General features: G+C 70.9%; 12 protein-coding genes. 10 read left to right on the top strand and 2 right to left on the bottom strand.

Annotation, left to right across the window (positions count from 1 at the left end; all coding sequences use genetic code 11):
* Positions 1-8: 8 nt before the first annotated feature.
* Positions 9-902: a phosphatidylinositol-specific phospholipase C gene (locus AC07FA_RS32310; RefSeq protein ID WP_479079899.1), complete on the bottom strand. Its 894-nt coding sequence runs from the start codon at positions 900-902 to the stop codon at positions 9-11.
* A gap of 122 nt (positions 903-1,024) precedes the next feature.
* On the bottom strand, positions 1,025-2,830 hold the full coding sequence (locus AC07FA_RS32305; RefSeq protein WP_479079898.1) for a bifunctional metallophosphatase/5'-nucleotidase: 1,806 nt from the start codon (positions 2,828-2,830) through the stop codon (positions 1,025-1,027).
* Between the two features lie 298 nt (positions 2,831-3,128).
* Here AC07FA_RS32305 and mshD point away from each other — a divergent pair, with 298 nt between their 5' ends.
* From mshD to pstA, 10 genes are all read left to right on the top strand, one after another.
* Positions 3,129-4,052 (top strand): mycothiol synthase, encoded by a 924-nt coding sequence (mshD, locus tag AC07FA_RS32300; RefSeq protein ID WP_479079897.1) that lies wholly within the window; start codon positions 3,129-3,131, stop codon positions 4,050-4,052.
* Positions 4,053-4,144: 92 nt separating this feature from the next.
* Positions 4,145-4,555, top strand: coding sequence for a GntR family transcriptional regulator (locus AC07FA_RS32295; RefSeq protein ID WP_479079896.1), 411 nt, complete (start codon positions 4,145-4,147; stop codon positions 4,553-4,555).
* Entirely contained in the window at positions 4,552-5,451 is a 900-nt protein-coding gene (locus tag AC07FA_RS32290; protein ID WP_479079895.1) for an ATP-binding cassette domain-containing protein, read from the top strand. The genes AC07FA_RS32295 and AC07FA_RS32290 overlap by 4 nt, the downstream gene beginning before the upstream one ends.
* Positions 5,448-6,431 (top strand): hypothetical protein, encoded by a 984-nt coding sequence (locus tag AC07FA_RS32285; protein WP_479079894.1) that lies wholly within the window; start codon positions 5,448-5,450, stop codon positions 6,429-6,431. The genes AC07FA_RS32290 and AC07FA_RS32285 overlap by 4 nt, the downstream gene beginning before the upstream one ends.
* Positions 6,432-6,714: 283 nt before the next feature.
* Complete coding sequence (locus AC07FA_RS32280) at positions 6,715-8,967, top strand: RNA degradosome polyphosphate kinase (protein ID WP_479079893.1); 2,253 nt, start codon at positions 6,715-6,717, stop codon at positions 8,965-8,967.
* Positions 8,954-9,961, top strand: coding sequence for a CHAD domain-containing protein (locus tag AC07FA_RS32275; RefSeq protein WP_479079892.1), 1,008 nt, complete (start codon positions 8,954-8,956; stop codon positions 9,959-9,961). Before AC07FA_RS32280 ends, AC07FA_RS32275 begins: the two co-directional genes overlap by 14 nt.
* Positions 9,958-10,371: an NUDIX hydrolase gene (locus AC07FA_RS32270; protein WP_479079891.1), complete on the top strand. Its 414-nt coding sequence runs from the start codon at positions 9,958-9,960 to the stop codon at positions 10,369-10,371. The genes AC07FA_RS32275 and AC07FA_RS32270 overlap by 4 nt, the downstream gene beginning before the upstream one ends.
* Positions 10,372-10,758: 387 nt before the next feature.
* On the top strand, positions 10,759-11,895 hold the full coding sequence (gene pstS / locus AC07FA_RS32265) for a phosphate ABC transporter substrate-binding protein PstS (RefSeq protein ID WP_479079890.1): 1,137 nt from the start codon (positions 10,759-10,761) through the stop codon (positions 11,893-11,895).
* A 121-nt stretch (positions 11,896-12,016) separates the two neighbouring features.
* Entirely contained in the window at positions 12,017-13,009 is a 993-nt protein-coding gene (gene pstC / locus AC07FA_RS32260; RefSeq protein ID WP_479079889.1) for a phosphate ABC transporter permease subunit PstC, read from the top strand.
* Positions 13,006-14,088 (top strand): phosphate ABC transporter permease PstA, encoded by a 1,083-nt coding sequence (gene pstA / locus AC07FA_RS32255; RefSeq protein ID WP_479079888.1) that lies wholly within the window; start codon positions 13,006-13,008, stop codon positions 14,086-14,088. Before pstC ends, pstA begins: the two co-directional genes overlap by 4 nt.

The raw sequence follows: 14,088 nt of genomic DNA, 5'->3' as shown, positions 1-14,088 counted from the left end.
CGAGCGGGTCAGCCCACGGGATTGTGCCGTATCAGGGATTCCACCAGCCCCGGGCGGGTCGCCGGATAGTCCAGCGGGACGATACCGAGACCGGTCCAGCCCGCCGTCCCGGCCCCGTCGAGGAACCCGTGCACCTGCGGGTTGAGCCGGTCCGCGTTCCAGCGGGGCGGCATCAGGGCGGAGGTGCTCACGTAGTTCATGAAGAGCTTGCCGGGCTGCTGGACCGCCTTGCGGAACTGGGCCTCGACCTGCGGGTACTTCGCGAACGGCTCCGCCATGTAGTCGTCCTGGATGTCGAAGACCGCCGGGTCGGCGTACCGGACCCCGGGCAGCCCTCCGTTGTCCGCGAGGAGCACCACCTTGCCGCGCGCCCCGCCCAGCGTGGGCAGCGTGGGGTCCAGCCGGAACAGCGACCGCCAGCCCTTGGCGTCGAGGTACCGGTCGAAGACGCTCCGGAACGCGGCGTCGCTCTCCTGCGAGTACTCCTGCTTGACCCGCATCAGCACCGTCTCGGAGGGCCGGGCGGCCAGGAAGTCCCGGCAGGCGATCAGGACGTCACCGAACATCATGTTCTGGTAGGCGGCTCCGTGGTGGATCGCGAACGAGTCGCCGGTGATCCGGCAGCGTATGTCGAGGAAGCGGATCCCGCTGCCCAGCTGCTGGGCGATCGTGGTGTTCTGGCACTCCGCCCAGGGTCCGCCGTACCGCGCCCCGGAGTCGTGCGAACCCGGGATGGTGAGCCGCTGGAGCGCGGTGGCGTCGGGGAGGGCACCCATCCAGTCCTGCGTACCGAGGACTCGGCGCGAGGCCGCGGTGGCCGGCGCGCCACCGATGACGACGGTGGCGGTGGCGGCGAGGGCGCCGGCGAGGAAGTTCCGGCGGGTGGTGGTGTACGGGCTCATGCGGGGGTGCCTCCGTCAGCCGTGGGATCAGGCTGGGATTATGACGGGTACACCTCAATTGCGGAACAGGAACGGGGCGGAGGGCCCGCCGGCCCTCCGCCCCGTCCCGCACGTGTCGCGCACTACTTGATGATCGTGATCCGGTCCGTGGCCGGCGGTGCCAGCGGCGCGGCGGCCGTGGAGTGCGCCGCCAGGTAGGCGTTGAACAGGTCCAGGTCGGAGGCGCCGACCAGCTTGTTCGTGCCCTGGCCCAGGGCCGGGAAGCCGTCGCCGCCGCCCGCGAGGAACTCGTTCATCGCGACGCGGTAGGAGGCGGCCGGGTCGATGGCCGCACCGTTCAGCTTCACGCTGTCGACGACCACGCGGGCCGCACCCGACTTGGTCATGTCCAGGGTGTACGTGAGGCCCCTGGAGACCTGGAGGATCTTCGGGGACGCCTCGTTGGAGCCGCTGACCTGCTGCTGGAGCGCGGCGATCAGCTGCGCACCGGTCAGGTCGACGACGTTCATCATGTTGGTGAACGGCTGCACGGTGAACGCCTCGCCGTACGTCACCACGCCGTCGCCCTCACTGCCGGACGCGGCGTGGACGAGGTCGGAGCGGATACCGCCCGGGTTCATGAAGGCGACCTGCGCCCCGCCCTTGTCCGCCGGCGCCAGGCCCTCCAGCTGCGCGTCGGCGATCAGGTTGCCGAGCGGCTTCTCCGGAGCGGTGGAGCCGCGTCCGTTGATGTCGGCGGAGATGAAGCCCTGCGGCCGGTTGGCGATCGGCGCCGCGAGGGTGTTCCAGCGGGCGATCAGGGCCGTCATGTCGGTGGCCTTGGCCTGGTCGCGGGTCACCACGTGGTTCGCGGACTGCACCGACGTACGGACGATGTCCTTGGTGCGGCGGTCGTACGTGAGGGTGGTGTCCGTGTAGATCTTGCCGAACGACGAGGCCGAGGTGACCATGCGCGGCTGGCCCGCCGGGTCCGGGACGGTGCAGACGTACGCCTGGTGGGTGTGGCCCGTGACCAGGGCGTCGACCTTCGGCGTGATGCCCTTGGCGATGTCGACGATCGGCCCGGAGATGCCGTCACCGGCGCCGGGGCTGTCGCAGTCGTAGTTGTACGCGGTGGAGGCCGGGGCGCCGCCCTCGTGGATCAGCGCGACGATGGACTTGACGCCCTGGCGGTCCAGCTCCTTGGCGTACTTGTTGACCGTCTCTATCTCGTCGTGGAACTTCAGGCCCTTGACGCCGTTGGCCGTGACGATGTTCGGGGTGCCCTCCAGGGTCACTCCGATGAAGCCGATCCTGACGCCGTCCTTCTTCCAGACCGTGTACGGCTTGAGGATCGGCTTCCCGGTCTTCTCGTTCGTCACGTTGGCCGCGAGGTACGGGAAGTCGGCGCCCTCGAAGGTCTTGCCGGGCTCGTAACAGCCCTCGACCGGGTGGCAGCCGCCGTTCTGGAGGCGGCCCAGCTCCGTGGCGCCCTCGTCGAACTCGTGGTTGCCGACCGCCGTCACGTCGAGGTCGAGCCCGTTGAGCGCCTCGATGGTGGGCTCGTCGTGGAAGAGACCGGAGAGCAGGGGGCTCGCGCCGACCATGTCGCCGCCGGCCGCGGTGACGGAGTATGGGTGGCCCTCGCGCGCGGTGCGCAGCGAGGTCGCCAGGTACTCCACGCCACCGGCCGGGACGGCCTTCGTCGTGCCGTCGGCCTGCTTCTCGGTGACCGAGCCGGCCGAGCCGGCGGGCGGCTCCAGGTTGCCGTGCAGGTCGTTGAAGGACAGCAGCTGCACGTCGACGGTGCGCCCGGAGGCGTGACGGTCCGCGCCGCGGTCATCGGCACCGGCCGGCATCGCGGCGACGAGCGCGCCGACGGTGGCAAGACCGGCCGCGGCGGCGAACACCCGCCGGGACGCCCGGTTCTTCTGCGAAGTCGCTGACATCGGTCCCCTTTGAGTTCAGCAGGAGGGTTTGGGAGTGGTGGGAAAGGTGAAGACTTCCGGACGCAGCCTAGAGTCAACGCGCGTAGCGCGACAGGGTTTTCGGGTTACGACCGGGTTGCTTCCCGGTCGGTACGGGGACGAGCCACCACACATCCCCCCTTCGGCGCACATAGCCGGGCAGAAACGTCACGGCACGCAGGCGTGTCACCAGCCGGTACGCCCCGGTCGGCCACCGGTCACCCGCCGACCCGCGCCGCACCCCCACCTCCGCCACCCCGCCCGCCGTACGCTCGTACACATGACGACAGACGTACCCCTCCCCTCCCCCGGACGCGAGATCCAGACCCTCGACGCGCTCAACCCCGAGCAGGCCGAAGCCGTCCTCGGCCTGCTCGCAGAGGCCGCCCTGTCCGACGGCAGGCAGGCGGTCTCGGAGCAGGGGCGTCTCCAGCTCAGGGGCGGGCACCGCGAAGGCGTACGGCACTTCCTGCTCACCGTCGACGGCGTCCTCGCCGGATACGCGCAGCTGGAGGACACCGACCCCGTCGAGGCGCCGGCCGCCGAGCTCGTCGTGCATCCCGTCCACCGGGGCCACGGCCACGGGCGCGCGCTCGGCGCCGCGCTCCTCGCCTCGACGGGGAAGCGGCTGCGGGTCTGGGCGCACGGCGGCAAGTCCGCGGCCCGGCATCTGGCCCAGGTCCTCGGCCTCTCCCTCTTCCGCGAACTGCGCCAGCTCCGCCGTCCCCTGGCCGGGTCCGCCATCGCCGAACCGGTCCTGCCGCCGGGCGTCACCATCCGTACGTTCGTCCCCGGCCAGGACGACGCGGCCTGGCTCGACGTCAACCGCGCCGCCTTCGCCCACCACCCCGAGCAGGGCTCACTGACCCAGCGGGACCTGGACGACCGCAAGGGCGAGCCCTGGTTCGACCCGAAGGGCTTCTTCCTCGCCGAGCGCGACGGCGAGCTCGTCGGCTTCCACTGGACGAAGGTGCACGCCGATGAGCGGGTCGGCGAGGTGTACGTGGTCGGCATCCGCCCCGACGCGCAGGGCGGCGGCCTCGGCAAGGCGCTGACCGCGATCGGTCTGCGCCACCTGGCGGGCGAGGGCCTGCCGACCGCGATGCTGTACGTCGACGCGGACAACGTGGCGGCCCTGAAGGTGTACGAGCGGATGGGCTTCGTGACGCACGAGGTGGACCTGATGTACCGCACGGAGTCCTGAGCTGCCACAACTCCCCCGGGGGCGGCGCCGCTTGACGCCGCCCCCTCCTTACGCCACCCTTTCACTACTCAATTAGTGAAAGGGTGGTGAACATGGCAGAGTCCGCAGCGGTCGAGTTCCGCATCGACCGGCGCAGCGGCATCGCCACGTACCTCCAGATCGTCCAGCAGACCAAACAGGCCCTGCGCCTGGGCGTGCTGGAACCGGGCGACCGACTGCCCACCGCACGCGAGGTCGTCGAGGCCACGGCCATCAATCCCAACACCGTGCTCAAGGCCTACCGGGAGCTGGAGCGCGAGGGCCTCGTCGAGGCGCGCCGCGGGCTCGGCACCTTCGTCCGGCGCACGCTCGGCAGCGTGGCGACCGCCACCGACGCGCCGCTGCGCTCCGAACTCACCGACTGGGTCCGCCGGGCCCGCACCGCGGGACTGGAGAAGGACGACGTGAGCGCGCTCTTCACCGCCGTACTGGACAGCACCTTCAAGGGGGACAAGGACCGATGACAGGCTCCGCGATCGAGGCGAACGGCCTCGGTATGAAGTACGGCCGCGGGGCGGGCGGGTGGGCGCTGCGCGACTGCTCGTTCCGGCTGCCCGCCGGACGGGTCTGTGCCCTCGTCGGGCCCAACGGCGCGGGCAAGTCCACCCTGCTCGCACTGACGGCCGGCCTGCTCCGGCCGACCGGGGGATCGGTCCGGGTCCTCGGCTCCGGCACCCCGGGCGAGACGCGCGACCGCATCGCCTACGTGTCCCAGGACAAGCCCCTGTACCCGCAGCTCACCGTGGCCGACACGCTCTGGGCCGGCCAGGAGCTCAACCCCGCGCGCTGGGACCGGGCCGCCGCCGACCGGGTCGCCGCGTCCCTCCCGCAGGACGCCAAGGTCCGTACGCTCTCCGGCGGCCAGCGCACCCGGCTCGCCCTCGCCCTGGCGCTGGGCAAGCGGCCGGAGCTGATGCTCCTGGACGAACCGATGGCCGACCTGGACCCGCTGGCCCGCCACCAGTTGATGGGCCTCCTGATGGCGGAGGCCGCCGAGCACTCCACCACCATCGTGATGTCCTCGCACATCCTCACCGAGCTGGAGGGCGCCTGCGACTACGTCCTGCTCGTCGACGGCGGACGCGTCCGGCTCGGCGGCGAAACGGACGACATCGTCGCCGCGCACGCCGTCCTGACCGGACAGACCCGCGATCTCGCCCCGCACACGGTGGTCGAGTCCCGCACGACGGGCCGTCAGCTCACCGCGCTCGTACGGACGGAGGGCCCGGTGGACCTCGCCGCCTGGGACGTCACGGAACCCTCCCTGGAGGAGCTGCTGCTGGCGCACCTGCGCTCGCCGGACGCGCCGCCGCTGCTCACGCCGAGCGCGCACGCCCGCAAGGAGGTGGCCACGGTATGAGCGTGTACGCCCTTCGCGGCCCCACCCGCGTCGTCGTCCGCCAGCACCGGCGGCCCCTCCAGGCCTTCGGCGCACTCGCGGTGCTGATGATCGCCGTCCTGGTCAGCACCTGGCTGTGGGCACATCACACCGCCGACTCGTTCGCGGCATCCGGCTGCGTGGTCGAGAACACCACGCGGGCATGTGGTGACACGGTGCGCGGCTACCTCGACACGATCACCTGGGCCCGCTCGCTCCAGTCATGGTCCGGGCTGCTCATGATCGCGCTGCCCGCCGTCGTGGGCGCCTTCACGGCGGGCCCGGTGATCGCCCGCGAGCTGGAGAGCGGCGCCTACAGAATGGCGTGGACGCAGTCCGTACCGCCCGCCCGCTGGCTCGCCGCCAAGCTCGCCGTCCCCGCCGTCGTGACGCTGGCCGCCGTCTCCGTACTGTCCGCCGCGTGCGCCTGGTACTGGTCGCACGGGCTCAGTTACGGAGGCTTCGTCAACAGCGGCGGGTGGTACGAACGCACCGTGTACGGCGCGATCGGCACCGTCCCCGTGGGCTACGCCCTGCTCGGACTGGCGACCGGCGCGCTGGTCGGACTACTGGTGCGCCGCACCGTCGCGGCGATGTCACTGACCGTGCTCGTCGCGGGGCTCGTCGCCCTGGCCATGAGCACCGTACGCACCATGCTCTGGCCGGTCCGGACGGCGAACTTCTCGCCGTCCGGCCGCTACCCCGTCCCTGACGACTCCGAGCTCGTCACCACGGGGCTCGTGACCGCCGGGGGCGAGCGCCTGCCGGCCGACGTGTGCGCCCGCACGTTCGAGGCCCGCGAAAGCTGTCTCGCGGACCACGGGGTCACCGGGCACTTCGTCGACTACCACCCGGCCTCGCATTTCTGGCCGCTCCAGCTCGTCGAGACCGGCATCCTGCTCGTCCTCGCCGCTCTGGCCCTCGCGCTCGCCTTCCGGGTGCTGCGCCGCCGCCACGGCTGACGGGCCTCCCGTCCCTGTCCGGGCTCCGGGGGGAGCCCGGACAGGGACGGGGCGGCGTACGGTGGACCCCGCCCACCCGCGCCGCGCCCCGCCGGGTCCACACACCGCAGCCTGCACGTCATGTCGCCGTTACCGGCCATTCAGACACGCTTGCGACCCTCACGGGATGCAGCCAGCTGTGCCCGCCCCCCGCAACGGCAGACCTCGTGGGTCCACCGGGCCTTCCGCGATCTTTCCCGGCTCCGACGCGCCTCAGGAGCCGTCCACGCGGAACAATAGGTCCATGAGCCAGCAGCCCAGCTCCGAGGTCCCGGTCCAGCCCACCCAGCCGTCGGTCGGCTCACTCGCCGCACACCGGCCACGCGCCGTCGCCGACTCGTCGTCCTCCCCTGCCGGCTTCTCCACAGCCGCCGACCTGGACCCCGATCTCGACGCGGACGCGGACGCGTACGAACCCGACAGGGACGGCGACGAGCTGCCCCAGGGGCGCTTCCTCGACCGGGAGCGCAGTTGGCTCGCGTTCAACGAACGGGTCCTCGAACTGGCCGAGGACCCGGCGACCCCCCTCCTCGAACGCGCCAACTTCCTCGCGATCTTCGCGTCGAACCTGGACGAGTTCTTCATGGTCCGGGTCGCCGGCCTGAAGCGCCGTATCGCCACCGGGGTCGCCACCCGCTCCGCCTCCGGACTCCAGCCGCGCGAGGTCCTCGACCTCATCTGGACCCGCTCCCGCGAGCTCATGGCCCGGCACGCCGCCTGCTACCAGCAGGACATCGCCCCCGCCCTGTCCGACGAGGGCATCCAGCTGATCCGCTGGCCCGAGCTGACCGAGAAGGAACAGGCCCGCCTGTTCACCTTCTTCCGGCAGCGCGTCTTCCCCGTACTCACCCCGCTGGCCGTCGACCCGGCGCACCCCTTCCCGTACATCTCGGGACTCTCGCTCAACCTCGCCGTCGTCGTACGCAACCCGGTCAGCGGCCACCGCCACTTCGCCCGGGTGAAGGTGCCGCCGCTGCTGACCCGGTTCCTGGAGGCGTCGCCGCAGCGGTACGTCCCCATCGAGGACGTCATCGCGGCCCACCTGGAAGAGCTCTTCCCGGGCATGGAGGTCCTCGCCCACCACATGTTCCGGGTCACCAGGAACGAGGACCTGGAGGTCGAGGAGGACGACGCCGAGAATCTGCTCCAGGCCCTGGAGAAGGAGCTCATGCGGCGCCGCTTCGGCCCGCCCGTCCGGCTGGAGGTCGAGGAGTCCATCGACCCGTACGTCCTGGACCTGCTCGTACGCGAGCTGAAGATCTCCGAGACCGAGCTCTACCCCCTGCCGGGACCGCTCGACCTCACCGGTCTCTTCGGCATCGCGTCGCTGGACCGGCCCGAGCTGAAGTACCCCAAGTTCATCGCGGGCACCCACCGGGACCTGGCCGAGGTCGAGTCCGCCTCCGCGCCCGACATCTTCGCCGCGCTGCGCGAACGGGACGTCCTGCTGCACCACCCGTACGACTCGTTCTCCACCTCCGTCCAGGCGTTCCTGGAACAGGCGGCGGGCGACCCGGACGTCCTGGCGATCAAGCAGACGCTGTACCGCACCTCCGGGGACTCCCCGATAGTGGACGCCCTGATCGACGCCGCCGAGTCCGGCAAGCAGGTCCTCGTCCTCGTCGAGATCAAGGCCCGCTTCGACGAGCAGGCCAACATCAAATGGGCCCGCAAGCTGGAGGAGGCCGGCTGCCACGTCGTCTACGGCCTCGTCGGCCTGAAGACCCACTGCAAGCTGTCGCTCGTCGTCCGCCAGGAGGGCGACACCCTGCGCCGCTACTCCCACGTCGGCACCGGCAACTACCACCCCAAGACCGCCCGGCTGTACGAGGACCTCGGCCTGCTCACCGCCGACCCGCAGGTCGGCGCTGACCTCTCGGACCTGTTCAACCGGCTCTCCGGCTACTCACGCCGTGAGACCTACCGACGCCTCCTGGTCGCCCCGAAGTCCCTGCGCGACGGGCTGGTCGCCCGGATCAACAAGGAGATCTCCCACCACCGCGCCGGCCGCCCCGCGTACGTCCGTTTCAAGGTCAACTCGATGGTCGACGAAGCGATCATCGACGCCTGCTACCGGGCCGCGCAGGCGGGCGTCCCCGTGGACATCTGGGTACGCGGCATCTGCGCGATACGCCCCGGCGTCACCGGCCTCTCCGAGAACGTCCGGGTCCGCTCGATACTCGGCCGCTTCCTGGAACACTCCCGGGTCTTCTCCTTCGGCAACGGCGGCGAGCCCGAGGTCTGGTTCGGCAGCGCCGACATGATGCACCGCAACCTCGACCGACGGATCGAGGCACTGGTCCGGGTCACCGACCCCGCCCACCGCGCGGCCCTCAGCCGGCTCCTGGAAACAGGCATGGCCGACACCACCTCCTCCTGGCACCTCGGTCCCGACGGCAACTGGACCCGGCACGCCACCGACGGGGACGGGCAGCCGCTGCGACACGTACAAGAGATGCTCATTGACGCCCGGAGGCGCCGGCGTGCGACGCCCTGATCATCAGACGACGACGCGGGAGACCGCGGAACTCTCCGCAGGAGGGGTCCTCGGACCGTACCTCCAGGCCCAGGCCGGAGACTTCCTGCGCAGCCTGCGGCTTCACCGCGAGCACAGTGCGCCGACCGACGGCGGCAGCCGCGGCGCGGAGGAGGCGGCCGGTGCGCTGCGCCGCTCGGCCCGCCGGATCGGCGGTTCGCTGCACACGTTCCGGGGGCTGCTCGACGCGAACTGGGCCGACCAGCTCCGTACGGAACTGGCCTGGCTCTCCGGCACACTGGCCCGCGAGCACGCGTACGCCACCCGGCTGACCCGGCTCCTCGAAGCGCTGCACGCACTGTCGGGCACCACGCTGCCGGCCGCCCGTGGCGCCGCCCCGGGTCCCGACGCCCCCACCGACAAGGAACGCGCCGCGCTCGGCGTCGGCGCGGCGCGGGCCGGGGCGCTCCTGGAACGGCAGCTGACCCTCTCCCGCACACGCGCCCACTCCGCGGCGCTCCAGGCGCTCGGCTCCTCCCGCTTCCACGCGGTCGCCGACGCCGTCGCCCTGCTCGCCTCCGACGTCCCCCTGGCCGCCTCGGCCGCGGCTCCGGCCGACGAGGCGCTGTACGGCCCGGTGGAACGCGCCGAGAAGCGGCTGCTCGGCGCGGTGGCGGCCCTGCCGCCCGACGAGACGGTGGAGCCGTACAACGAGGCGCAGGACGCGCCCTGGCACCAGGCCCGTCTGCTGCTGCGGCTGCACCGGTACGCCGACGAGGTCGTGAAGGGCTCGCCCGATCCGGTCCTGGCGGGGGCCGGGAAGGCGCTCGATCTGCACCGGGACGCGGCGGAGGCGGCCGCGGCCGCGGCGGCGGCGGCCCGGACCCCCCGGATCGCCCCGGCGACGGCGTACGCCCTCGGGGTGCTCCACGCCGACCAGCGGCACGAGGTGGAGGCGGCGCGCGGTGTGTTCCGGGAGACCTGGCCGTACGCGGCGGCCGTGACGGGACCATGAGCGAGCCGGTACTGGCGGCCGGCTGCGTCCTGTGGCGCCGCTCGCCGTACGACGGGGGACTGGAGATCTGCCTCGTCCACAGACCCCGCTACGACGACTGGTCGTTCCCGAAAGGCAAGCTGAAACGCGGCGAGACGGCGCTCACGGCGGCCCTGCGCGAGGTCCTGGAGGAAACCGGCCACCACTGCACGCCGGGGGCCCGGCTGCCCACGTCCCGGTACGAGGTGGACGGCCGGCCGAAGGAGGTCGCGTACTGGGCGGCGGAGGCGACGGACGGCACCTTCACCCCGAACGACGAGGTCGACCGCCTGCTCTGGCTCTCCCCCACGGCGACCCGCAACCGCCTGACCCGCGCCCGCGACCACACCCAACTGAACGCGTTCCTGGCCACGGGACCGCCCTCCACCTGACCGGTGGGTGGCCGGGTGGGGGCCCTCCGGAGTGTCTCCTCGGGACGGGCGCGGCACCCGGGTCCGTCAGGGACCCTGCTCCTACGCCCGCCCCTGCGGGGGCCCTCCGGAGGGGCCCCGACCACCCCGAACGGGCGAGCCCGGACCGGGGCGCCACACACAGCCCGTCCGGCGCTTGAGGACAGAACCCCGCCAAGGACCCGGCCCCCAGAACCAGCCCGTCCGACACGGTTCACCCTCCGTTCACCCTGCCCCGTAGGCGGCTTCACCTGTTCTGCCTAATTTCGGACGTACACGGTGCGCGGCGCCAAGCCACCGCACCATTCCTCATCGCACGCCGTCGTAGAACGAGACCACCACGGCGGCTCCTGGAAGGAACACCCGAAAGTGAAGCTTCAGCGCAAGAACCGGCTTCGTGCCACCGCGCTCGGTGCCCTCGCCGTCTCCGGCGCCCTGGTCCTCACGGCGTGCGGTTCGGACAACAACACCGGCAGCGAGACGGGCGGCACGGGCGAGAAGACCAGCGCCGCGTCGAACATCAAGTGTGACGGCGCCAAGGGCCAGCTCCTCGCCTCCGGGTCCAGCGCGCAGAAGAACGCCATGGACCTCTGGATCAAGAACTACATGGCCGCCTGCTCGGGCGTGGAGATCAACTACAAGTCCTCCTCCTCCGGCGAGGGCATCATCGCCTTCAACCAGGGCACCGTCGGCTTCGCCGGCTCCGACTCGGCGCTGAAGCCCGAAGAGGTCGCCGAGTCGAAGAAGATCTGCAAGACCGGCCAGGGCATCAACCTCCCGATGGTCGGCGGCCCCATCGCCATCGGCTTCCACCTGGAGGGTGTCGACAGCCTCACGCTGGACGCCCCCACGCTCGCCAAGATCTTCGACAACAAGATCAAGAAGTGGAACGACCCGGCGATCGCCAAGCTCAACGACGGCGCCAAGCTGCCGGACAAGGCCATCCAGGCGTTCCACCGCTCCGAGGACTCCGGCACCACGCAGAACCTCGGCAAGTACCTCGGCGCCGCGGCGGCCGACGACTGGAAGTACGAGGCCGAGAAGAAGTGGCCGGCCCCCGGTGGCCAGGCCGCATCCGGCTCCTCCGGTGTCGCCGCCCAGGTGAAGCAGGTCGACGGCTCGATCGGTTACTTCGAGCTCTCCTACGCCTCCTCGCAGTCCATCTCCACCGTGGACATCAACACCGGCGGCGCCGCCCCGGTGAAGGCCACCTCGGAGAACGCCTCCAAGGCCATCGCCGCCGCCAAGATCAAGGGCACCGGCAAGGACCTGGCGCTCGACCTGGACTACACCACCAAGGCCGAGGGCGCGTACCCGATCGTCCTGGTGACGTACGAGGTCGCCTGCGACACCGGCAACAAGTCCGACACCCTCTCCACCGTCAAGTCCTTCCTGACGTACACCGCCTCCGAGGAGGGCCAGAAGGTCCTGACCGAGGCCGGTTACGCACCGATCCCGAGCGAGATCAACGCCAAGGTCCGCGAGACCGTCGCCGGCCTCTCGTAACACCCGGCAACACCCCGGCAGGCCGGTCCGGCGCACCCCTCCGGACCGGCCCGCCACCAGCCCCATCCGGTGCACCGCCGCCAGGGGAGCCACTCGCTCCCCCACACAGACCGGAAAGACCATGGCTTCCATCACCCCGATAGACACACCACCGGCCCCGTCGGCCCAACGAAAGCGCGCCAAGTCGACCGGGCGCGCAGGCGACAAGATCTTCCTGGGCCTCTCGCAGGGCTCGGGCATTCTGCTGCTCGTGCTCATGGCGTCCATCGCCGTGTTCCTCAGCTACCGCGCCGCTCTCGCCGTCTCGAAGGACGAAGGCAACTTCTTCACCACCTTCGACTGGAACCCGGCCGGCGACCCGCCGGTCTTCGGCATCGCGGTCCTTCTCTTCGGCACCGTCGTCAGCTCGATCATCGCGATGGTCATCGCGGTTCCGATCGCTGTCGGCATCGCCCTCTTCATCTCGCACTACGCGCCCCGCAAGCTGGCCGCGCCCCTCGCGTACGTCGTGGATCTGCTCGCCGCAGTGCCGAGCATCATCTACGGCATCTGGGGCGCCCTCTTCCTCGTGCCGTACCTGGAGGGCCTGAACCTCTGGCTCGACCAGTTCCTCGGCTGGACGTACATCTTCGAGAAGACCGAGGTCGGCGTCGCCCGCTCGCTCTTCACCGTCGGCATCCTCCTCGCGATCATGATCCTGCCGATCGTGACGAGCGTCAGCCGCGAGGTCTTCCTCCAGGTCCCGAAGATGAACGAGGAAGCCGCACTCGCCCTGGGCGCCACCCGCTGGGAGGTCATCCGCCTCTCGGTGCTGCCGTTCGGCCGCTCCGGTGTGATCTCCGCCTCGATGCTCGGTCTGGGCCGCGCGCTCGGCGAGACGATGGCCGTCGCCACCGTCCTGTCGCCGAGCTTCCTCATCTCGCTGCATGTGCTCAACCCGGGCGGCGGCACGTTCGCCCAGAACATCGCCGCGAAGTTCGACGAGGCCAACCAGCTCGGGCGTGACGCCCTGATCGCCTCCGGCCTGGTCCTCTTCGTCCTCACCCTGCTGGTCAACGGCGCGGCGCGCCTCATCATCGCCCGCCGCAAGGAGTACTCGGGGGCCAACGCATGAGCACCACACACACGAGCGTCCAGGAACACCCGACGCCGACACCGCCCGCCGCCAAGAGCACGCTGCGCAGCCGGTCGCTCCCCCGCTGGGCCCCGCTCGGCTTCGCCGCCGTCTCGGTCGCCCTCGGCGTCGGGATCGGCTCGGCGGCCGGCTGGGAGAGCCGCATCCAGTGGGGTCTGATCTCCGCGCTGCTGTTCGTGGTCATCTCGTACACCGCGACGACCGCGGTCGAGAATCAGCGGCAGGCCAAGGACCGTCTCGCCACCAGCCTCGTCTGGGTCTGCTTCCTCCTGGCGATCGTCCCGCTCGCGTCCCTGATCTGGACGACGGTCAGCCGCGGCGCGAAGGTGCTCGACGGCTACTTCCTCACCCACTCCATGGCCGGAGTGCTCGGTACGGAGCCGGGCGGCGGCGTCTACCACGCGCTGGTCGGCACGCTGGAGCAGGTCGGCATCGCCACCGTGATCTCCGCCCCGATCGGCCTGCTGACCGCGGTCTACCTGGTCGAGTACGGCAAGGGCGGGCTGGCCAAGGCCGTCACCTTCTTCGTCGACGTGATGACGGGCATCCCCTCGATCGTCGCCGGTCTCTTCATCCTCTCGATCATGCTGATGGCGGGTCTCCAGCCGTCCGGCCTGATGGGCGCGCTCGCCCTGACGATCCTGATGATCCCGGTCGTGGTCCGCTCCACCGAGGAGATGCTCAAGCTCGTACCGAACGAGCTCCGCGAGGCGTCCCTCGCCCTCGGCATCCCGAAGTGGCGCACCATCCTGAAGGTGGTCATCCCGACCGCGATCGGCGGCATCACGACGGGCGTCATGCTCGCCGTCGCCCGTATCGCCGGTGAGACCGCACCGATCATGCTGCTCGTCTTCGGCTCCCAGCTGATCAACCCGAACCCCTTCGAAGGCGCCCAGTCGTCACTCCCCTTCTACATCTGGGAGCAGTACAGGATCGGCAGCGAGGCGTCGTACGACCGCGCCTGGGCCGCCGCACTGGTGCTGATCGCCTTCGTCATGCTCCTCAATCTGGTGGCTCGCGGCATCGCCCGCTGGAAGGCCCCCAAGACCGGTCGCTGA

This window comes from Streptomyces sp. NPDC045968 (assembly GCF_056430475.1).
The sequence above is the reverse complement of the archived record's forward strand: the minus strand, read 5'-3'. Positions and strand labels throughout refer to the sequence as shown.